The sequence below is a fragment of the Halomonas huangheensis genome, assembly GCF_001431725.1.
Lineage (GTDB): Bacteria > Pseudomonadota > Gammaproteobacteria > Pseudomonadales > Halomonadaceae > Halomonas > Halomonas huangheensis.
On the sequence record NZ_CP013106.1, the window covers coordinates 2193320 to 2219635 of the forward strand.

Genomic DNA, 26316 nt, shown 5'->3' on the forward strand with positions numbered 1-26316 from the left:
GATGCAATCAATTTGCGAAACACCACACCTGGGGGTAGTGCTATGGGTCAATGGCTTACGGAGATGGGAACCTTTCTGGTGCAACTGTTGAGTGTTGCTGTGGTGGTGACGATTGCCACTCTTGTCATTCTTCGTGCTAGAGGAGCAGGGCGTCGTAGCGGTACTACGCGTTTGCGCATTACGGACCTTGGGCGTCAGCATGAGCAGCGCCAGCAGAAGTTGAGCATGATTGACATGCCAGCTCGAGCCAGACGTCGATTGGCGCGGCGTATGAAACGTGATGAGCGCCGACAGTCACGAACCGGCAAGGGAACACCGAGTACGACCTGGGTGCTGGATTTTCACGGCAACATCAAGGCGTCAGGCGTCACGCGTCTGGCGCAGGAAATCTCGCTACTGCTGCCGGTCGTTGGTAGCCAGGATGAAGTGGTGCTGCGCCTGGAGTCGCCAGGTGGCCTGGTGCATGCCTATGGATTGGCCGCAGCCGAGCTTGACCGCCTGCGCGAAGCAGGGCTGTCCACCACTGTCTGTGTTGATAAGGTAGCGGCCAGTGGGGGCTATTTGATGGCCTGCAATGCCGATCGAATTCGCGTCGCACCGTTTGCGGTCATCGGCTCGATCGGTGTCGTTGCACAGGTGCCGAATGTTCACCGTCTTCTCCAACGGCACGATGTTGATGTTGAGTTGCATACCGCGGGGCGCTTCAAGCGTACCCTGACGGTACTGGGAGAAAACACTGAAGAGGGGCGAGAGAAGTTTCGCGACGATCTCGAGAGTACCCACGACAAGTTCAAGCAGTATGTAGCCGCACGCCGGCCGCAATTGGACATCGAGTCGGTTGCAACAGGGGAAATCTGGTATGGGCAAGAAGCTGTCACTAGAGGGCTGGCTGATGATGTCGGTACCAGCGAGGCCTACTTGATGGAAGCCATGAAGAAAGGCCGGGTCATCGCCGTGGGATTGGAAGCTGAACGGTCGCTGACTTCGCGTATTGGAGTGGGGTCGGCACGGCTGGTGGATCATCTGTGGGAACGACTGGAAGAACGCCTTGATGCGGCACGGTGGGAGCGGCGCTGAGGTAGGTGTGGGGCCGCTCCCTGGGTTGGCACGGGAGGTCAGGCCTGGTCATTGGCCGCGTTGAGTTGCACCAGGGCTGCGATCATGATGCTGGCAGTCTCGCCGTTGAGTGAGTAATAGATGGTCTGTGACGCTCGTCGTGTAGAAACCAGTTCTGCACGACGCAGGATGGCCAAGTGCTGTGATAAAGCTGATTGGCTGAGGCTGAGACGTTGGTTGAGCTCAGTGACGGACAACTCATTACCTTCAAGCAGGCAAAGAATGCGCAGGCGATTGTCATTGGCAATGGCTTTCAGCAAGGTGCTGGCCTTGTCGACAGTGGAATCGCCTCCTTCGAGTAGGCGTTCTGCCTGGCGCTGAGAGTCGATCATTTACCTTCCCCTTTCCAGATAACCCCGTGGGCATCAAATATGTTGGTGTTATGGTCTCTGCACCATCACGTTGGCGTGGCCTGTGTCTGTTCTGGTGTGCGCCTGTTCTGTTATGCCCCTGTTCTGTTATGCCCCCGTGCTGGCAAGTACCGAGGTGGAAAACGGGGGCTGGTATCCGCTTCTATCGCCTGCGTGCTTTTTATTATTCAGTATGTCCTCAAGAATAGCGCATTGCCTGTTGTGGCGCGCCTGAAACGCTGTTGGATGCCCGTCTGAGCAGAGTTCCAGGTGCTTCTTCTGAGGTAATGTTGTGAATCGTTCTTCTGTTGTGCTGTTTTGCTCGTAGTGAAGTGAATAAAACTCCCTTCCATATCGAAAATGGCGAGTGGGTTGGCAGCTTGGCTGGGCTTTCCCATGAGCGAGTGCGCGAACTGGCAAAATCGTCATGGCTGGATACTACAAACGAAGGTGCGTAGAATATGCCGCCACTTTGTTCTGCTTTGTCATTCATAGGGTTCCCTCACCCCTTGCCAAAAAAGGTACTGCATGTTCGAACTGTCCGCGCTTCAGAGACGTCGCCTGTTGGCGATCATGGTTGCTTTCCACATTACAGTGATTGCGGCCAGCAACTATCTGGTACAGCTTCCCTTTACGCTGTTCGGGCTGCATACCACATGGGGGGCTTTCAGTTTCCCGTTCATCTTTCTTGCCACGGACTTGACCGTACGCCTGTTCGGCAAAGGGCCAGCTCGCACCATTGTGTTGCGCGTCATGCTTCCGGCGTTGGTGGTTTCCTACGTTGTATCTGTTGTTTTTCCGCGTGGCAGCTTCGTAGGGCTTGGTGCTCTCGGTGAATGGAACCTGTTCGTTGCTCGTATTGCTCTGGCCAGCTTCATGGCCTATCTACTGGGGCAACTGCTTGATGTTCGGGTATTTGATCGGTTACGCCGCCTAAAGGCCTGGTGGGTGGCACCAGCTGCGTCCACGGTGTTGGGCAACCTGGTCGACACTCTGGCGTTCTTCTCCATTGCCTTTCACGAGGGCCCGGATCCGTTCATGGCCTCTCACTGGCCAGAGATTGCGGCAGTCGACTACGCCATCAAACTGGGCATCAGCCTACTGTTCTTCCTGCCGCTGTATGGCATTCTGCTACGTTGGCTGAGCCAGCGGCTGGTGGCATTGAGTGCCAACCAGGGTCAGTGGGCTATCGATGTTGAAGGGACAAGGTCCTGATGAGTGGGTTAAGGGAGTATCTAGCCAGACTGGTTCTGGAGTGATGACTTTCTGGTCCCTGGAATGGTGGATGGATAACGCTACGTCTCGGTATTACGGACTCATTGGGAGACCTCATGTCTGTTGCATTGAACTTCTCGGATAGTGGTGGCGAAGGCGTCCCGTTGGTCATCATTCATGGCCTGTTGGGCAGCGCGGACAATTGGCGTTCGCATATCAAGTACTTCTCCGCACGTTACCGAGTCATTGCCGTGGACCTGCGCAATCATGGTGCGTCGCCTCATGCACAAGGCATGAGTTATGACGAGATGGCTGCCGATATATTGGCGGTGCTGGGCCGCTGTGGAGTCGATCAGGCGCACCTGCTGGGGCATTCCATGGGGGGCAAGGTCGTCATGACGTTCGCGCGACGGAACCCCGATCGAGTGGCTTCATTGATGGTGGCTGATATTGCGCCTGTGGCTTATGAGCATCTTCACGATACCGTCTTTGCGGCGATGCGTGCGGTTGAACAGGGAGCGCCAGGCGACCGCCGGGAGGCCGATGCCTTGATGGCTGAGTTTGTCAGTGACAAGCCTACGCGCATGTTCCTTGCGACCAACCTCAAGCGTGATGACGGTGGTGTACTGCGTCTTCGCGTCAATATGGATGCGATCGAGCAGGGCTACCCCGATATCATGGCGGCTCCGGCTGGTGAGGGTGCGATTGATGCTCCCAGTCTGGTGATACGTGGTTCTCGTTCTGACTATGTCAGTGATGAGCGTTTGGCAGCAGTGAGAGAGGTATTACCCCGTACCGAGTTGGTGACGCTTGATGCTGGCCATTGGCTGCATACCGAGAAGGCAGAGGATTTTCGCGCTGCCATCGGGGACTTTCTCGCCGCTCACTGACGTCGAGATCAGTAGTCGCATATAGTAGTCGCATATAACAACGGGCACCTTTCGGTGCCCGTCTGTATTGGTACTGTTGCAGGTATTGGTATCGGCTCGAGTCGGCTTTCAGCCTGGGTCTTTTGCCAGCTTCTCGGGAGGCGTCAAGGTCTCGATGATGTCGTGCTCCCATAGATAGTGCTCCAGGCGGCGATAACGAGCCATATCGACGGCGCCGGGGCGTAGTGCAAGGCGTCGTCGAATATTCGGCCAGGCCTCGGCATTGGCTGTGCTGTCGATAGTTGGCTCCTGCTCGACCATGATCTCCCACGCCATGTCTGGATGGGCAGTAATCCATTCAGTGGCTTCCTGAAGCGCCGAGACGAATCGCCTGATGGAACTCTTCCTTGCCGCAAGATGATCAACATTGGCGACCATGATCAATCCGTCGTGAATGGGAAAACCCAACTCTTCCAGCGGCAATATCCGAGTGGCTACTCCCAGGTCCGCCAGTTGGCGGGGGAGACTGAATCGTGAGCCCGCTACCAGAGCGTCCACGCGACCTTCGCTCATCGCGGTGATGGTAGAGAAGTGCACGTCCCGTGCCTCAACGTGTGACAGATTGAGGCGTTCCTCGGAAAGTATCGCTCGCAGAATCACATCGTGACTGGCCTGGGTGGAGTATCCGACTCGTTGGTCGATCAGCGATAGCGCCGAGCGGATGCCGCTATCTTGACTGGCCACAACTGCCGCCAATGGCAGTTCGATCAGTGTCGCTACACGAATCAGAGGCTTACCCTCATCGACCAGTTGGTGCAGCGTTGCCTGGTCCGTCAGCGCCAGGTCAACACGCGAAGCTGCAACCAGCTTCGCGGGGATATCGGGATCTGCAGGCGGACGCATCTTGACATCGAGCCCGCGCCGGGTGAACAACCCAAGAGCGTCAGCCACCAGTAGAGCGGCATGGCGTGGCCCTGGATGCCAATCCAACACCAGCTCGAGATGCGTAACCGGCGGCGGTAGGAGAGGGTCGGGCGGCGTGCTGGTCATCGATGGAGCGGCAGGCATGGTGGGGGTGTCTACGCCCGGCCCTCGAGGATAATTGAGATAGGCGCGGTCGATGCTGGTTGGCTCGTCGATGCCAGGTTCGTCGATGTTGGGTTCGTCGATGTTGGGTTCGTCGATGGCTGCTGGTTGTTCTGTAATGTCTCCCTCGAGTTCATCCGTCCCTGACTCTGACTGGCCTTGTATGGCGGTCTCACTTGTTGTCTCGGCAGTAGTCCCTGTTTGGTCGTTGTTTACGACGGGAGACTGTTCATCCGCAACAGCCTCTTCAATCGTTTGGGGGGTGCCGCTTTCCTGTGCGTGTGCGGCCTGCACTGTGAGTGCAGCGCCGACGATGAGCGCGAGGCTCAGCGCGCCGGACAGCAATATGCACCGGCGTAGGGCCATCGGCATGAGTATCTCCAGGCTAATTATCCAGAAGCATCAGGCGCATATTCTAACGGCGCCTGCCAGCCGGGGGAATGTTCATGATGTGTCAGTTGGCGCGGGAATTGCCAGGGGCCGCACTTTCGCGGTAATTCCCTAGCCACTGCCCGAAGCCTGGGGGAACCGTGAGCGGCGCGGAAGAGTCCCGGGTGGGAGGTGCTGGCGAGTTTGAAGATCTTCGCCGGTGCCAAACTGGCTCAACGCTTATCTTCTACACAACAGCGAATGGTATGCATTTAACCACCGCACCGCATCCCGCCGTGCCAACCGAGATTCCGGATAGATCGGCTTTTGATTATGGTCTGCTGTATTACGATATATGCTGTGCTGGCGTCGCGTGTTCCCGTCATGCATGGGATAATCGTGCCCTGATCCAGGCAAGGGATGCATATGGACATCATCAACAGTCTCTTTCTTTTTGCAGGCACCTTGATTGCCCTGAGTGTGTTGGCCAGTCGCCTTTCGGCAATGGCTGGGGTGCCGCTGCTGGTCCTGTTCCTCGTGTTGGGGATGCTGGCCGGCGAGGAAGGCGTGTTGGGCATCAACTTCGACAATTATTCGCTGGCCTTCATCATTGGCCATCTTGCGTTGGCCATGATTCTGCTGGATGGCGGCTTGCGTACGCGTTTGACCACTTTCCGGGTTGGCTTTCGTCCGGCATTGGGCCTGGCCACGATAGGGGTGTTCATCACCAGTGGTCTAGTCGGCCTTATTTCCATGTGGGTGTTCGACCTGACGTTGATGCAGGGGTTGCTGGTAGGAGCAATCGTTGGCTCCACTGATGCTGCGGCAGTATTTTCCATGCTCAGCGGGAGCGGCCTGAATCTCAACGAACGTGTTGCAGCCACACTGGAGATTGAGTCGGGTACCAACGATCCCATGGCCATCTTCCTGACACTGGTGCTGGTCGAAAGCCTGGTTGGGGGCGTCGGCACCCCAGTGGAAATGTTGTTGCTGTTCACCCAGCAATTTGCGGTTGCCATCATTCTGGGTCTTGGTGGTGGGTGGCTGAGCGCACGCTTGTTATCGTGGCTCGACCTGGCACCCGGCCTCTATTCCCTGCTTGCGCTGGCATTGGGCATGTGTGTGTTCGGTATGACCAGCGCTCTTGGCGGAAGTGGCTTCCTTGCGATCTATCTCACCGGATTGATGATAGGTAATCGGCCCGGACGGCATCTGAATTTCATCCTGCCGGTTCACGATGGGCTGGCCTGGCTCAGTCAGATTGGCCTGTTCCTTGTGTTGGGCCTGCTGGTGACGCCGAGCGCATTGTTCGATGTCATTCTACCGGCATCGATTGTTGCCCTTGCGCTGATATTCATCGCGCGCCCGTTGGCGGTGATCATCACTCTCAAGCCATTTTTTCGCTTCCGCTGGCGAGAAGTGATCTTTATCTCCTGGGTGGGCTTGCGAGGAGCAGTTCCCATCGTGCTGGCCATCTTTCCGGTAATTGGTGGAGTAGAGAACTCACAGCTGTACTTCAATGTCGCATTCGCCGTGGTGTTGTTGTCGCTGTTGATTCAGGGAGGGAGTTTGCCCTGGATGGCGCGACGCATGCGGGTCATGGTGCCCAACACGGCAGAGCCCAATTATCGCGGTCCGTTGGGGATACTGCCGGAAAACGACTTCGAGATGTTCGTCTACCGAGTCGAGAACCCCGATCTCGAGGGTGTGCCGATTCGCTTGATGCGCTTTCCATCCGGGGCCTTGATCTCTGCCCTGTTTCGCAAACATGTCATGCTTCACCCCAAGGGAAGCACCCAGCTCAAGGTCGATGACGTGATCTGTGTCATTGGTCGCAATGATGACCTTCCCGCGTTGAACAGGCTGTTTGATGGTGAGGCGAAGTTGAAGCAGCGTAAGGACTTCTTCGGTACCTTTACCCTTGATGGAGGCGCCAGTATGCGAGATGTCGCCGATGCCTATGGCCTGACGCTGAGTCCGGCAGAAGCGGGTCTGACATTGGGGCACTTCCTGGCATTGCGTGTTGGAGGCTATCCCGTGGTTGGGGATGATGTGGATTGGCACGGCATTCACTGGGTGATCAGTGGCATGCAGGGCAACCGTATCACCCATGTGGGTATCAGGCTTTATTGAGCCGCGACACGGCGAAAACGCAGGAGAGGCCATTGTGGTGAGGTGGATCGCAATCAGCGCGCTGTCGCTGTTGTTGGCAGGTTGTGATGAAACGCCAACGGGGCGTAGTCGTATCGCCTGGGTACCGCACGGCATGATGGCTGAGCTGGGAAGCGATACTTTTGAGCAAATGCGACAGTTCACACCGGTTACCACTGACCCAGCTATCAAGCGCCTGGCTGAATGCGTTTCGGCGGAACTCATCAGCGCCCTGGCCGATTCCTGGCCGGAACTTGGTGTTCCTGAGCATTGGAATGTTGTGGTGTTCGAGGATCCGGTACCGAATGCCTTCGCGTTGCCCGGCGGGCGTATCGGCATCAATACCGGGCTGCTGAAGGTGGCGGAGAACCCCGACCAACTGGCTGCGGTGGTGGGTCATGAGATTGGTCACGTTATAGCGCGGCATGGTAACGAACGTTTGACCCAGCAGTTGGGCATTCAAGGGGTGCTGATGGTGATTGGTCTTGCCAGTGATGGAGATGTCAGCAACGATGCATTGATGCGAGCATTGGGATTAGGCTCACAGCTCGGCATCACCTTGCCTTTCAGTCGCGCGCATGAGGTCGAAGCCGATCGCATTGGCTTGAAGTTGATGGCTCAGGCCGGTTTCAACCCCAAGCAGAGTGTCGAGCTATGGCGCAATATGATGGAAGTTGCTGACGATCAGCCGTTCGAACTGCTGTCGACGCATCCTCACCATGAGTCGCGAATTGCCGTGTTACAGGAATACATGCCGGATGCGGCGGCGATATTCTCCAGCGTCCCCAGGGCGGCATGCACTCCTCTCTAGATTTGCCTGCCTCTGATGCAGCCAAGCTCGTTCCTGCCCAGGCGCTCGGACAGAGCGATCCCGCCGCCAGCACCAACACGCTATCTTGCCGCCTGCCCCGGAATGCTGACATGATCGAGAATGGACAACCTTCATGGATGACAGCCAATGCATCCTGACCTTGTGGAACGTGCGCGTCTTTTTGCTACTGCCGCGCATGCGGCGATCGACCAACGCCGCAAGTATAGTGGCGCACCTTATATCGAGCATCCCGAAGCCGTTGCTCGACTGGTCGCTGAGCATGGGGCCGATGAGGTGATGATTGCCGCGGCATGGTTGCATGATGTAGTAGAGGATACCGAGGTCTCGCTCGAGCTGGTGAGTGAGGAGTTCGGCAAGGAAGTTTCCGACCTGGTGGATGCCCTGAGTGACTTGCAGACAGCGGAAGATGGCAATCGCAGGGTGCGCAAGCAGCGTGCCGCCGAGCGCCTCGCCCAGGCGGATCCACGAGCTCAGACCATCAAATACGCAGACTTGATTCACAATACCTCGAGTATCGTGAGGCACGATCGCGGTTTCGCGTATATCTACCTGGAAGAGAAGCGTTATCTGTTGGAGATGATGACGCAGGGGGAGCCTGGGCTTCGCCAGAAGGCTTTCCAGATGCTGGAAGTGGCAGAAGGTGAACTGTCCAGTCCTCGCCGTTGCTCCTGAAGGAATCGATATGCTGGCCTTGCCTACCTTTGTAGTTGCCGCTCTGGCAGAAATCGGTGGCTGTTTTGCCTTTTGGGCATGGTTACGTCTGGGACGCTCTCCACTGTGGTTGATTCCCGGAGTGATCAGTCTGCTGCTGTTTGCCTGGTTGTTGACTCGTGTCGATGCCGAGATGGCTGGGCGGGCCTATGCCGCATATGGCGGCATCTATATCGGTACGTCCTTGATGTGGATGTGGCTGGTAGAGGGCAGTCGTCCGGATCGTTGGGATGGCATTGGCGCGACTATCTGCCTGGTGGGCGCCATGGTGATCCTGCTGGGGCCACGAGGAGCGTGACGCCTGCTGGACCTTTCCACTTACAACCTCTTGCCCTCGAAGCGCTATATGCAAGGTAGTGCCAGAGAATCTGGCAAGCACAGAAGCTGACTGGGCCGTAACAGGCCCGCCTCAGGGCGACTATGACCTAGGAGTCGGTGGAGAGCACGCAGTCCAGACTGTTGAGCTCGACCTTCTCCTCGTCGTCCACCGCTTTCATCACATCCATGATGCGGATCGTGCGGTTATCCACCTGGCCTGCGGCATATTGCCGAGCCTTGGCGCAGACTTCTTCCGCCAGAGCCTGACCTTGATCCGCCTGCTCCGCCTTGAGACCGATAAAGATATCCTGGTGGTCCTCGGACACTGCAGCGGCCTGGATCTCGGGGTTGCTGCGCAAATCCTCAATCAATCCCTCGGCATCGAAGACGCCACTTTCGTCACTACCACAGCCCGTCAGCGCAATGGCGAGTCCGAGCGCAATCCATGGTTTCATCAGACTATATCTCTCTGGTCATCAATGCAGGACATCTAAAGAAGGCAGATATGGGACCACCGATGCGTGCATTGTGCAAGATGCCCAGTGCCGGTACATCGATGCAGTGACGCCATGTTGACACGGGCTTGCCGAGTCATGGGCAAATGGATGTCATGCATGAAAAACTCCGCGCTCGCAAGGAGCGCGGAGCAGGGGCCAGGGGAACAGGAGTCAGTCGCTGAGGATTACTCCTCGACCTTCACCAGCTCGCCTGGCTTCCAACTGCCATCAAGTGCAGCCTGCTGTGGGAGATAGAGCCTCGATATCGAGAAAAGCCGCCTGGTGGTTTTTTCACTTTCGGTCGGTGGGGCTTCATTCTCCTGAGCACAGTTTCATTCGAGGATGCGCGAATGAGAGGAATTCCATGTGGGGTGGGCTACGTTAAAAAATAGCGATGGCAATAACATGGCTGGATGAGGGTAGTGGCAGGGAGTTGTAAAGCGAGGGGCGGTATCAATGGTCCTGCCTCTGGCTCTTGGGTCGATCCGATATGGTGCTTGTATAAACAAGCCGGAGGAGGCGATCAATGATCAAGCTTATGTGCTTTCATGATAAGTGTCCCATCTATCTCAACCCGGCACATATTGTGTGGATGAAGCGGGAGGGTGAGGAGAGCTGTACCAAGATCGTCACGGTAGAAGATCCAGAGGGGTACTACGCGGTTCAGGAAACTCCGGAGGATATCCTGGGCATGATAAGAGAAGAGAGCATCTAGACGGGCCATGTGGACGAGACCGTCCAGCCTGGTGGCGTCAATCACGCTCGCAGGCCGATAGGAATAAGGGAGTTCTGAAAAGCAGAAAGCGGAGAACCTGGGTTCTCCGCTTTCAAGAAAAAGGTGGCGGAGGGACAGGGATTCGAACCCTGGGTAGGCTATTAACCTACGCCGGTTTTCAAGACCGGTGCATTCAACCGCTCTGCCATCCCTCCGGCTTACGGCGGTGTACTCTACCAGCTTTTCTTGAAACGTCAACAGTTGTTTTCGATCAACATGTTAGCCCTCTGTGTCAGACCGCTTTTCGAAACGGGGTACATCCAGCCGTTCAGCCATTTTGTGCCCAGACCAGAAGCATGGTTGATGACGGAGTCAAGTCGTTAACTTGCGACAGGTATGCTTGCCTGGTGATAAGCACTGGCGCGAGAAAAGGAACGTCATCAGCATGTCTTCAGTCAATGCAAATACGGAAGCTGCATCAATTTCTGATGGAAAGGAGTCATCACATGCTACGACGTCCCACTCGCAACGCTCTGTTGCTCTGCGCAATTCTCGCGATGTATACCGCCCCCGCACTGGCCTACGTAGGTCCGGGTGCAGGTCTTACTGCTATCGGTACAATGATCGCGGTTATCGCCGCACTGGTGTTGGCGGTTATTGGCTTTGTCTGGTACCCACTGAAACGTGTCATGCGCCGCAGGCGTGCCGAGCGCACCAGCGCTGATGAAGATAGCCAGAAGCCTGGCGAATGATGGTGTGGTTAGCGCTCTTTGCCAGTCTTGTGGCCTTTATCGGCGTTCTCAAGGGGCTGGCCGCGCAACAGCATGCTGTGAACGCCGTCCGGTTAGCGCAGGGAGCGCTGGCCGTCATCTCCGATCCAGAGTTGGATGATGATACCAAGGAGCACCAGGTTCAGCGTGCCTCCATCTCATTGCTCAAGAGTTTCGTCATCCTGCTGGGCATTGGTATCGCTGCCTGTGTCAGCGCCTATGTGCTGGTTGCCGGCGGCAACCTGATTGGTCTGTATAGCATGGATGATGTATGGCAGGTGGCGACCAGTGCGGTTTTCCTGGTGGTCTCGACGATTGCCGCTGTGCTGCTGTGGATTGTGTTGTCTCGTCGTCGCAGTGACGGTGGAGCAGAGCAAGCCAGCGAGGCGCGAGATGAGGTGCCTTATTCGCCGATGGACAAGGCGCTGCATCTCTATGCCTTCTCGTCATCCTCGGCGCAGGGCACCCTGGCCAGCATGGAGAATCATCTCTGGCGTAAACGTATTCAGAGTACGCCCAACCAGTGCCCGGTATTTGTTACCTCGCTGCCGCGTGCAGGAACCACCATCCTGCTGGAGCTATTGGCACGGCAGAGCGAGTTTGCCTCGCCAACCTATCGCCATATGCCTTTCACCATGGCGCCTCTGTTGTGGGGACGCTACTCGCGCCTGCTGCGCAAGAGCGGCACCAGGGCCGAGCGCGCCCATGGAGATGGCATCGAGGTCGATTTCGAAAGCCCTGAGGCCTTCGAGGAAATGGTATGGATGGCGTACTGGAAAGAGAAGTATGGCAGCCAGCATATTGAGACCTGGCAGGCCGATGATCGCAACGCCGAGTTCGAGGAGTTCTTCGATCAGCATCTGCGCAAGGTGATCATCGGTAAACCCGGCTCTACCTGCTACGTCTCCAAGAACAACGCCAATATCGCGCGCTTACCGTTGCTCAAGGCGATGTATCCCGAATCTCGCATTCTGATTCCGGTGCGTGAGCCACTGGCTCAGGTTCAATCACTGATGCGCCAACATCAACGCTTCTCTGATCTCCATGAACGCGATCGTTTCGCGCGCCAGTATATGGAGGGCATTGGCCACTTCGAGTTCGGTGGCGCGCTGAAGCCGATAGCCTTTGCTGGAGCACCGGAAGATACAGAAGGCTCTGAGCAGGTTGATTATTGGCTGCGCTACTGGATAGCGGCTTACGAACACGTGCTGAGTCAGGCACCTCGAGATGCCGTATTCGTTGATCACGAAGCGCTGAGTCAGACACCGGCACTGCAGTTGCCGAGGATCGCCGAAGCGCTGGTGGTGAATGACCAGGCTGCCATGGTGACCTGCAGCGATATGTTCCGTGCTTCTCGTGAGGTCCGAACATTACCTGATGCAAGTCCCGAGCTCCTGCGTCGAGCTCGAGAGGTCCATGCCGAGCTGCTGGAACGCACCCTCAAGGCATAAGTTGACGACAAGGAACGCATATTGTGGCTAGAAAACCGATTGGCGAACGCCTTGGCCCCGTAATGTTCGTGGCATCGCTTGGTGTGATTGCAGTGATCTATGGTGCGGTGGCCAGCGAGAGAAACTGGTTCCCAGCTCCTCAGATCAGCCTGGCGCAACGAACCATGATGGACATTTCCCATAACTGGAAGAATGACCTGGCGCTCGAGCCGACACGCCATCTGGTCAAACCGGTGGGAGACAACCCAGGTACCGATCGTGGTCTCGAAGGAAAGCCGAGTGGTGCCTCCAGTGAAGGATATGTACTGGTGGCAGGCCTCAACGAAGATCAGGACGAGTCTTTCCATGTGGTGCGTCTCTACGACCGCGAGGGGAATGAAGTGCACCGCTGGCCAGTGCACTACGACTGGTTGGAAGATGAGCACAAACCTCAGAACGTCATGCTGCATGGCATGGAAGTCTTCGAGGACGGTTCGCTGGCAGTGACGTTTGATGCCGGTAACGTGATTGCGCGCATCGATGCCTGTGGCAAGCCGATGTGGACACGCAAGGGGAGCTTTCACCATTCAATCAACCGTGATGGGGACGGGCAGTTGGTGACGCTGCTCGGCGAGGGTATCGCCTGGTTGGATGAAGATACCGGCGAGATCACCCACAAGCTCGATATCGTCAAGGACCTTGCCGAATATTCCGGCGGAGACCAGCGTGCGACCTTCGATATCCGCACGCGTACACCAGATAACCTCGACCAGGAAGTTCGGTATCTGATGGATCCCTTCCACCCGAATGATGCCGAACCGCTTCGGGCCGAGATGGCAGATGCCTTCCCCATGTTTGATGCCGGCGATGTGCTGCTCAGTTTGCGCGAGTTGAACCTGCTTGCGGTCGTTGATCCGCAGACGGGACAAATGAAGTGGCATCGCCATGGTCCGTGGTTCAAGCAGCATGACCCGGATTTCGAGCCGGATGGCACCATCAGCGTCTTCGACAACGCCACTGGTACCGGCGCGACTCGTATCCTGAGCATCCGTCCCGGTGAAGAAGACGTCGAAACACTATTCTCCGGGTCCGAGGATCAGCCGTTCTACAGCTGGCGACGTGGTAAGCATCAGGTACTGGAGGATGGCAGCATATTGCTTACTGAAGCCGAGGGCGGTCGGGTGCTGGACGTTTCTGGTGATGGAGAAGTGCTCTGGCAGCGACATATGAAATGGGACGCCGAGAATAATTTGATCATTACCGAAGCGCGTTTCGTACCAGACGATTTCTTTGACAAGGAGCTACCACGGTGTTCCTCATCCTGAAGTACTGAGTAATCATTGCGGCGCAGTATCGAGAGATATCGCGTCGCAATGGCTGAAGTTGGTGCTTTTTCGCCCGCTAACGGCTAACTGGTGAAAAAATATACGAATAATCGGAAACACTGTTCGATCCGCCTGGGCCGGGACCTGGGGCATATCCTGGCATGTTGCAGAAGATCCACTGGTGTTGCCAATGGCTTGCGCCGGGAACTGAGGGGCGGCATTCTGTGTCTTATAGCTTGTCTACCAACAGGGAGCTCTGGATACATGGCTTATCAAGAGACACAGATGAGTCGTCAGACGACGACGCAGGTTGCTGCAACGAACAAGGTTCTGCGCAACACCTACGGCCTACTGGCGATGACACTCCTGTTCTCTGCCATGACCGCCGCTGCTGCTGTAGCAATGGGCGTTCAGCAGATGAACATTCTGGTGTTCTTTATCGGTGCTTACGGTCTGATGTTCCTCGTGCACAAGACCGCCAACTCGGCCATGGGACTGCTGGCCACGTTTGCCTTTACCGGCTTCATGGGCTTCACCCTGGGACCAATTCTCAGCGCTTATCTTACGCTGGCCAACGGCCCGCAACTGATCATGACCGCATTGGGCATGACTGGCCTGACCTTCTTTGGGCTGTCTGCCGTTGCCTTGATCACCCGCAAGGACTTCAGCTTCCTCGCCAATTTCATGATGGCTGGCGCTATCGTGTTGGTGTTGGCGATGGTGGCGGCACTGATCTTCAACATTCCAACGCTGTCTCTGATGGTTTCCGCAGGGTTCGTGCTGTTCTCCTCGGCGGCAATCCTCTACCAGACCAGCGAAATCGTGCACCGTGCTGGCCAGACGAACTACATTCTCGCCACCATCACGCTGTACGTTTCAATCTACAACCTGTTTGTCAGCCTGCTGTCTCTGCTGGGCGTCGTCAGTCAGGACTGATGATTCTCTGAGCAGGTGGTTTATCTGGCCCCGCCTCTATAGGCGGGGCCAGTGCGTTATACGGGGATAACTCATGCGTTATGGCATTCTTCTGCTGGGAGCGCCCTACAGTAGTCAGGCAGCGCATAGTGCACAGCGATTTGCTCGTGCAGTGATTGCCGGTGGGCATCAGCTCGACAGCGTGTTCTTTTACCATGATGGTGTATACAACGCTTCGCGCCTGTCGGCACCGCCTCTGGATGAGCCGCATCTGGTTGATGGCTGGATCGAACTGCATCGTGAGCATGGCGTGCAACTCGATGTCTGCATCGCCGCAGCGTTGCGTCGGGGGCTGATGGATCAGGAGCAGGCTGAACGTCATGGCAAGCAGGGCTGCAGTGTCGAGCCTCCTTTCCAGTTGACCGGGTTGGGGCAATTGGTCGATCTTGGTCTACGCTGCGACCGCCTGGTGACTTTTGCTCCCTGAGCCGGTGCCTCGAGCCTTGATGAACTCTGGCCCTTGAACCAGACCTGCCGATATTCGAAATACCCGCTTGTACAGCGAATGACAGCATGAGCAATGTCGACATGAATAGTGACCACATAAATGGCGTCAGCAGCGATCCGTTGCCACCAGCAGGTGATCTGCTGGTGATTATCAGTCACGGCCCGCACGGCTCCAGCCTATTGCGCGAAGGGTTGGATATGGCGCTGGTTGCCGCAGCCTTCGGGCGTCGCGTGTCTCTGTTGTTCATGGGGCAAGGTTGCTGGGCATTGCATCCCGGCCAGGGGGCGGGGGCACTGGGTCAGAAAGGGGCCCACGCCACGCTGGCGATGCTTGAGATGTATGATATTGATCAGCTGATGGTTGAAGCGGCAGGGTTTGAACAGCTGGGTCTTGAGGTTGCCGACTGCCAGCTGCCGATCAGCGTTGTTGATAATGTCACCGTTCAGGCGGTGGTAACTTCTCATCAGCTGGTGATGAACTTTTGATAACGAACTTTTGATGATGAGCTTCTGAAGCAGGACAATGCCATGCAGCTGCACACCCTGAATCGAACTCCCGCGCAGAGCCTGGTCTATCGCCAGGTTTTGACTGCAATGGGTGCCGATGATTACCTGTTATTGATCGAGGATGCTGTTCAGGGTGCCTTGCCTCAATTGGTCGGGCACTTCGAGGGACTTCGCGGGCGTCTCTATGTCCAGGAGGAGGATCTCACGGCTCGCGGTCTGCTCGAACGTTGCGATAGCTCGGTTAAAGTCGTGAACGTCGATGGCTTTGTCGCTCTGACAGAACAGGCCGATAAGGTTCTCAGCTGGTACTGAACTGCCATTCGTCATCATGAATCGCATGTGTGAGAAGGCAGAGGTGGAAAACGCGTAAGTGAGGAACGCAAGTTGAAGCAGGATAAGGGCAAGAGAGAAGAGAGCACGCATGGCTAGTACGGAAATTGCCCGCTACCTCGACGTGGGAGCGGAGCGCGTAGCCCTTGATCCCGAGGGATATCTGGTGGATCTGCAGCAGTGGTCACCTGATGTGGCCGAGGCGCTTGCCGCGGAAGACCAATTGACGCTGACGGCGGATCACTGGGATGTGATTGACGTGTTACGCAGCTTCTACCAACGCTTTGAGCAGGCGCCGGCCATGCGACCGTTGGTCAAGGCCGTAGGTCAGCAGCTGGGGGCGGACAAGGGCAATTCGATTTTCCTGATGCGGCTGTTCCCTGACAGCCCGGCAAAGGTCGGTGCGCGCCTCGCAGGCTTGCCTAAACCCACCAACTGCCTATAGGCCGAGAGCCTCCTCCAATGAATTTTCTTGCCCATGCTGCATTGGTTCGTGCAGGCAGTGATGACTTCCTCTATGGCAATCTCATCGCTGATGGGATCAAGGGGCCGGATCTCAGTGGCTGGCGAGAGGATGTCGCCGCAGGCGTCCAGCATCATCGACGTGTCGATGCCTTTGTCGACGCTCATCCAGCAGTACTGGCGGCGCGGCGAAGAGCCCCTCCGGCTCAGCGTCGCTATGCCGCTATCGCGCTGGATATTCTCTGGGATCATTTCCTGTTGCAGGAGCTGGAAGTGAAGGAGCGCGATGTTCTGATTCAGCGTTGTTATCGCGTGTTGGAACGAGAGCGGGCCCCGGCACGCCTTGAGCAGATGATTCCAGCGTTGGTCCGTGAAGATTGGTTGCACCGTTATAGCGAGCGTGACTTTACCTACCGCGCGATTGCTGGCATCGGCTCGCGACTGTCGGGGCCCAATCGGTTGGCCGAGTTGGTGCCTCACCTACGGCAGGACCATCCGCGGTTGGCGGAAGATTTCCAGCAGCTGTGGGGGGATGTGCGTCAGGTGCTGGAAGTCAACAGGGCGCCGACAGGCTATTCAAGGTGAAGTGAGCCATAGGCATTCAAGTGAATCGCCGGGGGCAATCTGCGACTCCGGAGGCACTACTGCCAGCGCATTGGCTCCGACACAGGACGACAGCACGCCTGAGTTCTGATCGGCGAAGGCATGGGCGTGAATCCCATCCCGAGAGAAGCTGAGGCGCACTCGCATATAGTGTTGTCGCGGCCCGGTCGAGGTGCTGAAATCGCTGGTGGCCCAAAGACTCGGCAATTCTGCCATGGCGTTGCAGCTGAGCATGGCGCCAATCAATGGCCGCAGGAACAGCCAGGCTCCCACGAATCCTGATACCGGGTTGCCCGGTAGGCCCACCACTCGCACCACCTGATTATGGCTGTTGGTGATACGTCCGAGCGCCAGCGGTTTGCCGGGACGGATCGCCAATCGCCATAGGTTGAGCTTTCCCAACGCTTCCAGCGCGGCTTTGACGTGATCTTCTTCCCCCACGCTGACGCCACCAGTGGATACCACGATGTCTGCAATCTCGGCCGCCTCTCGTAAGCAGGTACGCGTACCCTGAGCGTCGTCGGGAACATGACGTGTCTGAACGACCTCGGCGCCGAATCGCTCCAATAGGCTGACGAGCATCGGGCGGTTGGTGTTGTAGATCTGGCCGGGCGCCAATGGTATTCCGGGATCAATGATTTCATCGCCCGTCGATAGTAGGGCTACACGCGGCTTTTTCCGCACATTCACCACATTGATTCCCTGGCCAGCCAGGTGTCCCAGTGCAGCGGCCTCGAGTCGTGTGCCGGCCTCCAGCAACAGATTTCCTGCGGTAACATCGCGCCCACGGCGGCGCACGTTGTCGCCTTGCGGAATATCTCCGGGGAGCGTCGCAATGCCATCGGTGACCGTCACCTTCTCCTGCATGACCACACAGTCCGCGCCGCGGGGTAGAGCGCCACCGGTAAAGATACGCGCGCAGGTACCTCGCTCGAGGGCCAGCGGAGTATCTCCAGCGGCAACACGACTCGCGATCGGCAAGCTGCTGCCGGCATCAGCATGATGTAGCGCGTAGCCGTCCATTGCACTGTTATCGAACGGTGGTACGTCCATCTGCGCCGCAACCGGTTCCGCCAGTACCCGCCCAGCGGCATCAGCCAATGGGATGTTCTCACTGATCAACGGGCCTACCTCATGCAGTAATGCTTGCATGGCCTGTTTGATCGGGGCGAGTGCATTCGACTCAGATGCCATGCTGACCTCGCTCGGGGATCACCAGGTTAGCGAAGTTGCATGGGCGGTGTCGGCTGTCGAGCTGCTCGGTAAGAATGGCATCCCAGGCGGTCCGACAGGCTCCGGTGGAGCCCGGCAGACAGAACACTACAGTGGCATTGGCCATACCACCCAGGCAGCGGCTCTGTACCGTGGAACTGCCGATCTCGGCAAAGGAAAGCTGTCGAAATAACTCGCCAAAGCCCTCGATGCGCTTGTCGAGCAGCACAGATACTGCCTCGGGAGTGGAGTCGCGCCCAGTAAAGCCTGTTCCGCCGGTGGTCAGGATGACTTGTATCTCGGGATCAGCGATCCACGCTGATATCTCGGCGCGAATGCGGTAGACATCGTCCGGCACGATACGCTTGTCAGCGAGTTGGTGACCTGAGTTGGTCAGGCGTTCGACCAGCGTCTGACCACTGCGATCGGTATCCTCGCTGCGGGTGTCAGAGACAGTCAGGACTGCGATCTTGAGCGGAATCATGGCTTCGTCGCTCATTGTCCATCCGGCTCCTGTGCGTCCTGCTTGCGAGCCTGCTGTCGAGCGTCGAGGGCGGCCAGCTGCTCTGGTGTGGCCTTGCCCTGGTAGAGCTCTTTCCACTCGCTGTACGGCATGCCATAGACATACTCGCGGGCCGCTTCGTAATCGAGGCTTTCTCCGCGCTCCTCTGCTGCTGCGACCAACCATTTGGACAGGCAGTTGCGACAGAAGTCGGCCAGAATCATCAGGTCGATGTTCTGCACGTCCTTGTTGTCATCGAGGTGACGCAGCAGGCGCCGAAAGGCCGCGGCTTCCAACTCAGTACGTGTGGCGTCATCAATGTGTTGCATGATCAGCTCCGCGATTCGATTGCGTTTGACGGTTGAGTTGCATTCCTGGTTAACGAATGTGATCTGTGCTGCTGGTTTCCACACCAGCGGCGGCGCAGCTGCAATGGCCCCGAGTCGGGAGCAATGCACTGGCTTGAGTTCCGCCGTTCAGTGTTGTTCAGAGGGTGTTATTCGTTACGCGTGCATACCGACAGGATAGTGGCATCTTCATCGCTGATCGACACCAGGGCATGGCCCATATCGCTGTCGAAATAGATGCTGTCTCCGGTTACCAGCGGCAGAGGCTCATAGAACTCGGAATACAACAGAACCTCACCCTCAAGCACCATCAGAAACTCCTCGCCATCATGGCGAACCCACTCGTTGAAATCCTCGAAGCTGCGTGCCCGCACGATGGTCTTGAAAGGAATCATGCGCTTCTGTGCCAGCTCACAGCTGAGCAACTCATGTTCGTAGGTTGGCGTAGGGTGCATCTGCCCCTCGCCACGCCGGGTAAGATCGCGCCGGCCCATGGTGCGACTCTGCTGGCGCGGTCGTGACAGCAACTGAGGCAGATCGATACCCAGGCCATTGATCAGCTTCTGCACCGCAGTGAAGGTCGGTGATATCTGATCGTTCTCGATCTTGGACAGGGTAGATCTTGCCAGCCCGGTGCGCTGACTGACATCTTCCAGGGTCCATTGATTGGCAAGGCGAATCTCCTTGACCCGATCGCCGAGCCGAAGGGGCTCGACGAAGGCCTTGCGCCCGCCGGCTATTTTCATTGCCGCCTGTTGGTCAGTACTTTGGGTCATTGAGGTTCACGATAGGAAACAGATTTCCTCTTAGGCTAACACAAGGCTACAGCGAAGTGCCTACGCTAACGTATGTCAGTCGAGTGTGTTGGTGTGACAATCCAGTCGAGGTTTCGCGGGGCCAGGAAACGGCTCAACGAGACCATTCAGATCAATGACTCAGCTTTCGGGCCAGGGGTGCCCAAGCAGGGCGCGTATATGGGCCTCTACGCAGCGGCCCAGCGCGTTGAGGTGGTAACCGCCCTCGAGAACCGAGACCAGGCGACCCTCGGCGTGGCGACGAGCAATCTCGATGGACTTGAGTGTGACCCAGTAGTAGTCCTGATCCTCGAGACACAGCTCGGCCATGGGATCCTCACGATGGGCATCGAATCCGGCAGAGATCAGCACCAGTTGAGGACGAAACTCCTCCAGTGCCGGCAACCAGTCATGTTCGATGGCGTGACGGAACTCGGAACTGCCGCTACCGGCAGCCAGCGGGGTGTTGATCACGTTGGGGTAGTCGCCTTCCAGGTACCGCCACGGATAGAAGGGGGACTGGAAGCTGGTGCAGATCAGAACGTCGCTGTCATTCTTGAAGATATCGACGGTACCGTTGCACTGATGAACATCGAAATCGAGGATGGCGATACGCTTCACGCCGTACTCGTTACGAGCGTGGGCGGCTGCGACAGCAATGTTGTTGAATAGGCAAAAACCCATGGCCTTATCGGTCTCGGCATGATGCCCTGGTGGGCGCACGGCGCAGAAGACATTGTCCGCCTTTTCGCGCATGACCTGGTCGACGCCCTTGACCACGGCACCTGCGGCCAGGCGTGCCGCCCGGAGGCTATCGGGCGTCATCAGCGTGTCGCCGTCGACCGATGCCAGACCGCTGTCCGGTGACTTGTGAGTTAGCGCCTGCAGATGCTCGGCGGTATGTACACGCAACAGCTGCTCATCGGTGGCTTCACGCGCATCAGCCTGCATGGTCTGCTGCAGCAGTCCTGAGCGCATCAGCTGCACGCGAATGGCATCAAGGCGCATCGGGCATTCGGGGTGCTCCGGCCCCACGTCGTGGAGGCTGAAGTCAGGATGAGTCAGGTAGGCTGTGATCATTGTTGGCGATATTCCTGTGCGGGGAGTCCGGCCCCATGGCACTGCCTTTACTGGGCGGTTTGGTGTTCCTGGCCTCACGATAGGGGTAGGCCGGTCATCTCAGTAGTGGCAAAAGGTAGCATGTCAGGAACCATGCTGGAGCCTGCGCACGCAGCCATTCACGGCTATGATGGCACTGTTCGATCAAGTTCGTTTTATTGAATTCGTTTCCCTGGATTCGGGAGTGTCTCCTTGAGTACCCAATTCCTGCGCCGGTTCTTCAGTCCATCATCGATTGCAGTGATCGGAGCCTCGGAAAAGCCGAACTCGCTGGGCGGTCAGGTGATTCGCAATCTGCTCGATAGCGGTTTTCGTGGCAACATCTGGGCGGTAAACCCGAAGGGATACGAGTCGGTGTTGGGAGTCGACTGTGTCAGTCGTCCCTCACAGCTGCCGCAGACACCAGACCTTGCGGTGATCTGTTCTCCGCTGCCGACTGTGCCGAAGGTGCTGACCCAGTTGGGTGAGCAGGGCGTAAGAGCAGCATTGGTTCTTTCTGGTGGCAGTGATCTCGACGAACTGCGTGGCGGTTCACTGCGTCAGCGCTTGATCAAGGCCGCTCGCAATACCGGTATTCGCGTGTTGGGGCCCGAATGCATGGGCTTGATCGTGCCCGGAACCAGGCTCAATGCGTCGTACTCCAGCCATAGTATACCGCGTGGCAAGGTTGCCTATCTTGGGCAGTCGGGAATGCTGGCCAATGCCATGATCGATTGGGCTGCAGGCAAGGGGATTGGCTTTTCTCACCTGGTCACGGTGGGGGATAGTGTCGATGTACTTCTTGCAGATCTTCTCGATTACATCAATCAGAGCTCACCAGCCCAATCCATCCTGCTGCATCTGGAGCGTGTCCAGGATGCCCAGCATCTGATGACGGCGGTGCGTGATGCCTCTCGCAATCACCTGGTGCTGGTCATCAAGAGCGGGCGCACGCCCGCTTCTGATCTCAGTGGCTTGCCACCGACACCAGGTATCGCCAATCGCGACCAGGTATTCGATGCCGCATTTGCCCGTGCTGGTGTGGTCAGAGTCAATGATTCCGATGATCTGTTTGATGCGCTGGAAACGCTCTCACGCATGAAGCCGTTGCGCGGAGACCGTCTGGCGATCGTTGCCAACGGCCTGGGTCCGGCCATGCTGGCTATCGACAAACTACTCAACGCCGGTGGGCGGCTGGCTGAATTTACCCCGGCGACGCAGAAGATCCTGCGCGATCGAGACCTCGACTTGAGCAAGCCTGGCGAGAACCCGGTGGATCTAGGGGGAAACGCAACACCTGAACGTTTTGTCACTGCGCTGGATGTCGTCGCCAATGATCCCAATGTCGATGCTGTACTGGTGGTTCATGCCCCGACACGTATGGCGCCGTCCTCGGCGACAGCGAAACTGCTGATCGAGCAGCGCGGCCGATTCAAACGTAATCTACTGACCAGTTGGATGGGCTTTGAGCAGGCTTCAGGAGCACGAAGGCTGTGCCATGACGCAGGAATTCCGACCTACCTGTCGCCGGAAAAAGCGGTAAAGGCCTTTATGCATATGGTCGACTATCAGCGCGTTCAGGCCCTGTTGCAGGAAACGCCTCCCAGTCTTCCCTTTACCACGACTGCGGCGAGTCGCGCAGAGTCACACCAATTGATCGACAAGGCGTTGAAAGAGGGGCGGCAGAGTCTGTTGCACTCGGAAACCAGTCGTGTGCTGGATGCCTATGGTTTACCCGTCGCGACTGGTCGTTATGTTCAAACCGCGGAGGAAGCCCGCGAGGTCGCGGGTGACCTGCAAGGCCCCTTTGCCCTCAAGGTGGTGCACGACGGCAATTGCCGCCCGTTCCGTTATCGCCAGCACCCCCACAAGATATCCGCGGGATTATTGCAGGACCTCGAGAATCCGGGCCAGGTAGCGACAGGGCTCGAGCATCTGGCAACCCGTGTAGCCGAGAAGTTTCCTGGCTTCAACATCGCCGAGTATTGTCTGCAGCCTATGCAGCGCGGCAAACACTCGATGCAGTTGTGCGCCGGTATTACTCGCGATCCAGTATTCGGGCCCGTGATCGTTTTTGGTATCGGTGGTTACAAGGTCAATATTCTGGCCGACCGCCAGGTGGCATTGCCGCCACTCAATATGTCCCTCGCCGCTGACATGATCAGCAGGACTCATGCCGCGCGCCTGATTCGTGCCCACTCCAGTGATCCCGAGCGGGATGAGCAGCATCTGTGTCGTTTGCTGGTCACCCTGTCGCAAATCGCCACAGATCTTCCGCAGCTGCGGGGATTGGAGATCAACCCCTTGCTGCTCAATCGTGATGGCATGTTGGCTGTCGACTTCGCCATGGATCTCGGACCGCCAGCACGCTTTGCGATCATGCCTTACCCGGAAGAGCTGCGTGAGTGGGTAAAGCTGAGCAACGGCTGGGATGTCGAGGTGAGGCCAATTCGAGCCGAAGACGCACCGTTGATCACGGCTTTCCATCAGCGGTTATCCGAGCAGAGCATTCGCTTTCGCTATTTCCACAACAAGGCAGACCTCAGCCAGCGCGATCTCTCGACGCTGGCTCACATCAATTACGACCGCCAGATGGCTTTTATCGCCGAACGGCTATGTGAGGATGGCAGCAAGGAAATGCTGGGAGTGGTGCGCGTCTGGAATGATGTGGACAATATTCGTACCGAGTTCTCGGTCATCATTCGTGATGATCTACAGGGGCTGGGCATCGGCAAATTACTGATGAACAAGATGATTGGCTACAGCCGTCGTATCGGTACTCTGGAGATGTACGGCAAGATCATGGTCGACAATCACCCGATGAGGGCACTGATCAAGCGTCTGGGCTTTCGCCAGAAATTCAATATGGAAGAGCAGGTGGTTGATGCCGTATTGCGCCTCAACGAACCCGAGAGTGACTGGCAGCGCCATCGTCTCGAGAGGCCCGTGGAGTAGGGGGCATCATCGGCCGTAAGGCACGGCCGATGGTGGCAGGTTCAGCGAGGAACCTAAGGGGCCAGGCGCATCACTTCCCAATTGCCATCACGTCGCTCGTAACGCACACGATCATGCAGACGACTGGGTTGCCCCTGCCAGAACTCGATCATCTCCGGTGAGACTCTGTAGCCTCCCCAATGCACCGGGCGCGGAATTTCCTGACCTTCATAGGCCTGTTCGAAGCGCTGTTGGCGCTCCTCGATCCAGGTTCGGTTGGGAATGACAACGCTCTGGGTCGCGATCCAGGCCCCTAGCTGGCTACCTCGTGGTCGGCTGGAAAAATACTCATCGGATTCCTCTTCGGAGACGCGCTCGACGCTACCTTCAATGCGCACCTGGCGAGACAGTCTGGGCCACCAGAAGGTCAGTGCGGCTTTGGGAACATTAGCCAATTCACTGCCTTTGTGGCTGTTGTAGTTAGTGAAGAACACCATGCCACGCTCATCGAAGCCCTTGAGCAGTACCACTCGAGCGTGGGGAAGCCCCTGGCTATCCGCAGTGGCCAGCGTCATGGCATTGGCGTCGTCCGGGTCGGCGTCCCGAGCCAGCGCGAACCAGTCGTCGAACATCGACAGCGGGTCCTGGGGCACCCCGGACTCGTCGAGGCTGCCGCCCTCGTAGTCGCGCCTGATGTCAGCGATATCTCGGGTCATGGGGTTCTCCGTCTGGTTCGATGGTATTTAACAGCAATGGGGTCTGGTAGCCTGGAGTTCAATGACCTGAGGCCAATAACGTGGGACCAATGCCTGAGGGCCATCACGTGGCTGGGCGATATACACGTGGCTGGGCGATATAATAGTGCCATGAACTGACTTATGGCACTGTCGTCACTGGTGGTTGTTACTTTCAGATATTCTCTGAGGGTGGCTGGGCGCGCATTTGACGTGAGCGGAAGCGAGCGTAGCCCATGCAGCCGATGAATAGCGCCAGTGATACGATGGCCTCGACCATTCCTCTCCATCCCTGGCTGGGTAATGTCGCCACCATGACCCCTTGGGCGAAATAAAGCAGACTGACAAAAGCCAACCAGGCGTGCCCCCGGGGACGTCGCACGAGGATTGATGGTAGAAACAGCACCAGCGGCAACACGAATGCCAGCATCGGCCCAAAGCGTAAGTTGCTGGATTCGATAGCCCATCCTCGATAGACCATCAACAGCAACAATATGCCAAAGCTGACCAGCACCAGACGGCGTGAGCGTTGCACCAGGTGATCGAGTCCCTTGCGTTTCTCGAAGTCCTCCAGCCAGGCCCTCATCAGCGTATCTCCCGCATTTTTTCGAGTGCAAGCGCAAGGCGGGCAAGTCGTGCTCCCTGGGCTGTGGCCAGCTCACTCTCCTCGGCATCGACCGGGCGATCACTACGCGTACCCGCCAGGTGGCTGACTCCGTAGGGCGTACCGCCTCCCTGAGTACGTGTCAGCGCTGTTTCACTGTAGGGCAAGCCAGCATAGACCATGCCATGGTGGAGTAGCGGCAGCAGCATGGAGATCAAGGTGGTTTCCTGGCCGCCATGCAAACTTGATGTTGAAGTAAACGCCGTTGCGGGCTTGTCGATCAAGGCACCGCTCAGCCACAGCTCAGTGGTCGAATCCAGAAAGTGTTTGAGCGGCGCAGCCATGTTGCCGAAGCGTGTCGGGCTACCCAGTGCCAAGCCGCTGGCGTGGCGTAGATCATCCAGGCTGACGTAGACCGCACCTTCTTCGGGAATTTCGGGATCGACAGCTTCACAGGTGGGTGACACGGGGGGGACAGTCCGGATTCGAGCATCGATTCCTGCAACAGAGGTGATGCCAGCAGCAATCCGCTCCGCCAGCGCTCGAGTCGCGCCCTGACGTGAATAGTAGAGCACGAGGATATAGGGAAAGCGGTCAGGCATGGGGCTTCCTTGGGTCAAGGACAGATAAGCAGGAGATGATTCAGCGGCGTTTTCACTCGCCGATCAGAGCCTGAATGGCTTCCGGCGGACGACCGATGATGGCGCGCTTGCCATCGTCGGCAATCGGTCGTTGCATGATGCGTGGATGAGCGACAATAGCATCGATCACCTGGTCGAGATTGCTGCTGTCGGCTCCCAGGGTTTTCCAATCAGTCTCATTGCTGCGCACCAGTTGGCTGATATTGCCGTCGAGTCGAGCGACCAGGGCGCGCAGTTCCTCTCCATTCAATGGTTCGTCCAGGTAGCGCCTGATCTGGAGTTCGACGTCGGCAGATTCGAGCAGGGCCAGAGCTTCACGGGACTTGGAGCAACGTGGGTTATGTAGGAGAGTGATTGTCTTCATGAGACTTT

30 protein-coding genes and 1 tRNA gene are annotated in these 26316 nt (G+C 57.3%); 18 read left to right on the forward strand and 13 right to left on the reverse strand.

Features of this window, described 5'->3' with window-relative positions; translation table 11 throughout:
- The first annotated feature begins 63 nt into the window (after positions 1–63).
- A complete protein-coding gene (gene sohB, locus AR456_RS09665) occupies positions 64–1077 on the forward strand; it encodes a protease SohB (protein ID WP_021817613.1) in 1014 nt (337 codons plus the stop codon).
- 38 nt (positions 1078–1115) lie between these two features.
- Here the strand turns inward: sohB and AR456_RS09670 are convergent, their stop codons facing one another.
- Positions 1116–1448, reverse strand: coding sequence for an ArsR/SmtB family transcription factor (locus AR456_RS09670; RefSeq protein WP_021817612.1), 333 nt, complete (start codon positions 1446–1448; stop codon positions 1116–1118).
- Between the two features lie 546 nt (positions 1449–1994).
- Here AR456_RS09670 and AR456_RS09675 point away from each other — a divergent pair.
- Together AR456_RS09675 and AR456_RS09680 are read left to right on the forward strand one after the other, a co-directional pair.
- Positions 1995–2681: a 7-cyano-7-deazaguanine/7-aminomethyl-7-deazaguanine transporter gene (locus tag AR456_RS09675; RefSeq protein WP_021817611.1), complete on the forward strand. Its 687-nt coding sequence runs from the start codon at positions 1995–1997 to the stop codon at positions 2679–2681.
- 116 nt (positions 2682–2797) lie between these two features.
- Entirely contained in the window at positions 2798–3571 is a 774-nt protein-coding gene (locus AR456_RS09680) for an alpha/beta fold hydrolase (protein ID WP_021817610.1), read from the forward strand.
- A gap of 108 nt (positions 3572–3679) precedes the next feature.
- Here AR456_RS09680 and AR456_RS09685 read toward each other — a convergent pair whose 3' ends face one another.
- The gene (locus tag AR456_RS09685; protein ID WP_021817609.1) at positions 3680–5008 is read right to left on the reverse strand and encodes an ABC transporter substrate-binding protein; all 1329 of its coding nucleotides are present in this window, start codon (positions 5006–5008) and stop codon (positions 3680–3682) included.
- Between the two features lie 423 nt (positions 5009–5431).
- Here AR456_RS09685 and AR456_RS09690 point away from each other — a divergent pair, with 423 nt between their 5' ends.
- From AR456_RS09690 to AR456_RS09705, 4 genes are all read left to right on the forward strand, one after another.
- Positions 5432–7138 (forward strand): potassium/proton antiporter, encoded by a 1707-nt coding sequence (locus tag AR456_RS09690; RefSeq protein ID WP_021817608.1) that lies wholly within the window; start codon positions 5432–5434, stop codon positions 7136–7138.
- A gap of 37 nt (positions 7139–7175) precedes the next feature.
- A complete protein-coding gene (locus tag AR456_RS09695) occupies positions 7176–7967 on the forward strand; it encodes a M48 family metallopeptidase (protein ID WP_031207082.1) in 792 nt (263 codons plus the stop codon).
- 147 nt (positions 7968–8114) lie between these two features.
- A complete protein-coding gene (locus AR456_RS09700; RefSeq protein ID WP_021817606.1) occupies positions 8115–8660 on the forward strand; it encodes an HD domain-containing protein in 546 nt (181 codons plus the stop codon).
- Between the two features lie 10 nt (positions 8661–8670).
- Positions 8671–8997, forward strand: coding sequence for a YnfA family protein (locus AR456_RS09705; RefSeq protein ID WP_021817605.1), 327 nt, complete (start codon positions 8671–8673; stop codon positions 8995–8997).
- Positions 8998–9124: 127 nt separating this feature from the next.
- Here the strand turns inward: AR456_RS09705 and AR456_RS09710 are convergent, their stop codons facing one another.
- Entirely contained in the window at positions 9125–9472 is a 348-nt protein-coding gene (locus AR456_RS09710; protein WP_021817604.1) for a hypothetical protein, read from the reverse strand.
- 568 nt (positions 9473–10040) lie between these two features.
- Between AR456_RS09710 and AR456_RS09715 the strand changes: the two genes are divergently transcribed.
- Positions 10041–10229, forward strand: a complete 189-nt coding sequence (locus tag AR456_RS09715) for a hypothetical protein (RefSeq protein ID WP_021817603.1) — start codon at positions 10041–10043, stop codon at positions 10227–10229.
- A 124-nt stretch (positions 10230–10353) separates the two neighbouring features.
- Here AR456_RS09715 and AR456_RS09720 read toward each other — a convergent pair.
- Positions 10354–10444 (reverse strand) — tRNA-Ser (locus tag AR456_RS09720).
- A 291-nt stretch (positions 10445–10735) separates the two neighbouring features.
- On the opposite strand from AR456_RS09720, the gene AR456_RS09725 reads away from it, so the two are divergent.
- From AR456_RS09725 to AR456_RS09765, 9 genes are all read left to right on the forward strand, one after another.
- Entirely contained in the window at positions 10736–10981 is a 246-nt protein-coding gene (locus AR456_RS09725; RefSeq protein WP_021817602.1) for a hypothetical protein, read from the forward strand.
- Positions 10978–12450, forward strand: a complete 1473-nt coding sequence (locus AR456_RS09730; protein ID WP_021817601.1) for a sulfotransferase — start codon at positions 10978–10980, stop codon at positions 12448–12450. Before AR456_RS09725 ends, AR456_RS09730 begins: the two co-directional genes overlap by 4 nt.
- A 23-nt stretch (positions 12451–12473) precedes the next feature.
- Positions 12474–13754 (forward strand): arylsulfotransferase family protein, encoded by a 1281-nt coding sequence (locus tag AR456_RS09735; RefSeq protein ID WP_155829149.1) that lies wholly within the window; start codon positions 12474–12476, stop codon positions 13752–13754.
- Between the two features lie 264 nt (positions 13755–14018).
- On the forward strand, positions 14019–14690 hold the full coding sequence (locus tag AR456_RS09740) for a Bax inhibitor-1/YccA family protein (RefSeq protein ID WP_021817599.1): 672 nt from the start codon (positions 14019–14021) through the stop codon (positions 14688–14690).
- A 73-nt stretch (positions 14691–14763) separates the two neighbouring features.
- A complete protein-coding gene (gene tusD, locus AR456_RS09745) occupies positions 14764–15156 on the forward strand; it encodes a sulfurtransferase complex subunit TusD (protein ID WP_021817598.1) in 393 nt (130 codons plus the stop codon).
- A gap of 101 nt (positions 15157–15257) precedes the next feature.
- Positions 15258–15662 (forward strand): DsrE family protein, encoded by a 405-nt coding sequence (locus tag AR456_RS09750; RefSeq protein WP_021817597.1) that lies wholly within the window; start codon positions 15258–15260, stop codon positions 15660–15662.
- A gap of 42 nt (positions 15663–15704) precedes the next feature.
- Positions 15705–15995, forward strand: a complete 291-nt coding sequence (gene tusB / locus AR456_RS09755) for a sulfurtransferase complex subunit TusB (RefSeq protein WP_021817596.1) — start codon at positions 15705–15707, stop codon at positions 15993–15995.
- Positions 15996–16104: 109 nt separating this feature from the next.
- Positions 16105–16458, forward strand: coding sequence for a TusE/DsrC/DsvC family sulfur relay protein (locus AR456_RS09760; RefSeq protein WP_021817595.1), 354 nt, complete (start codon positions 16105–16107; stop codon positions 16456–16458).
- A gap of 17 nt (positions 16459–16475) precedes the next feature.
- Complete coding sequence (locus tag AR456_RS09765; RefSeq protein ID WP_021817594.1) at positions 16476–17060, forward strand: acyl carrier protein phosphodiesterase; 585 nt, start codon at positions 16476–16478, stop codon at positions 17058–17060.
- Here AR456_RS09765 and AR456_RS09770 read toward each other — a convergent pair.
- The 5 genes from AR456_RS09770 to AR456_RS09790 all read right to left on the reverse strand — a co-directional run bounded on the left by AR456_RS09770 (position 17052) and on the right by AR456_RS09790 (position 21013).
- Positions 17052–18272 carry a molybdopterin molybdotransferase MoeA gene (locus AR456_RS09770; protein WP_021817593.1) on the reverse strand — a complete coding sequence of 407 codons (1221 nt, stop codon included), beginning with the start codon at positions 18270–18272 and terminating at the stop codon, positions 17052–17054. The two genes, AR456_RS09765 and AR456_RS09770, sit on opposite strands and share 9 nt — an antisense overlap.
- The gene (moaB, locus tag AR456_RS09775) at positions 18262–18789 is read right to left on the reverse strand and encodes a molybdenum cofactor biosynthesis protein B (protein ID WP_021817592.1); all 528 of its coding nucleotides are present in this window, start codon (positions 18787–18789) and stop codon (positions 18262–18264) included. Before moaB ends, AR456_RS09770 begins: the two co-directional genes overlap by 11 nt.
- Positions 18786–19121: a DUF1244 domain-containing protein gene (locus tag AR456_RS09780; protein ID WP_021817591.1), complete on the reverse strand. Its 336-nt coding sequence runs from the start codon at positions 19119–19121 to the stop codon at positions 18786–18788. Before AR456_RS09780 ends, moaB begins: the two co-directional genes overlap by 4 nt.
- A gap of 167 nt (positions 19122–19288) precedes the next feature.
- Complete coding sequence (locus tag AR456_RS09785) at positions 19289–19915, reverse strand: helix-turn-helix domain-containing protein (RefSeq protein WP_021817590.1); 627 nt, start codon at positions 19913–19915, stop codon at positions 19289–19291.
- Positions 19916–20074: 159 nt separating this feature from the next.
- Entirely contained in the window at positions 20075–21013 is a 939-nt protein-coding gene (locus AR456_RS09790; RefSeq protein WP_021817589.1) for a histone deacetylase family protein, read from the reverse strand.
- Positions 21014–21244: 231 nt separating this feature from the next.
- Here AR456_RS09790 and AR456_RS09795 point away from each other — a divergent pair, with 231 nt between their 5' ends.
- Positions 21245–23986 (forward strand): bifunctional acetate--CoA ligase family protein/GNAT family N-acetyltransferase, encoded by a 2742-nt coding sequence (locus AR456_RS09795; RefSeq protein WP_021817588.1) that lies wholly within the window; start codon positions 21245–21247, stop codon positions 23984–23986.
- A 53-nt stretch (positions 23987–24039) separates the two neighbouring features.
- On the opposite strand, the gene pdxH is transcribed toward AR456_RS09795, so the two are convergent.
- The 4 genes from pdxH to AR456_RS09815 all read right to left on the reverse strand — a co-directional run bounded on the left by pdxH (position 24040) and on the right by AR456_RS09815 (position 26308).
- On the reverse strand, positions 24040–24681 hold the full coding sequence (pdxH, locus tag AR456_RS09800; RefSeq protein ID WP_021817587.1) for a pyridoxamine 5'-phosphate oxidase: 642 nt from the start codon (positions 24679–24681) through the stop codon (positions 24040–24042).
- 193 nt (positions 24682–24874) lie between these two features.
- Positions 24875–25285, reverse strand: a complete 411-nt coding sequence (locus AR456_RS09805) for a DUF2069 domain-containing protein (RefSeq protein WP_021817586.1) — start codon at positions 25283–25285, stop codon at positions 24875–24877.
- Positions 25285–25905, reverse strand: coding sequence for an NAD(P)H:quinone oxidoreductase (wrbA, locus tag AR456_RS09810; protein ID WP_021817585.1), 621 nt, complete (start codon positions 25903–25905; stop codon positions 25285–25287). The genes AR456_RS09805 and wrbA overlap by 1 nt, the downstream gene beginning before the upstream one ends.
- A gap of 52 nt (positions 25906–25957) precedes the next feature.
- Positions 25958–26308, reverse strand: a complete 351-nt coding sequence (locus AR456_RS09815; protein ID WP_021817584.1) for an arsenate reductase family protein — start codon at positions 26306–26308, stop codon at positions 25958–25960.
- Between the last annotated feature and the right edge of the window lie 8 nt (positions 26309–26316).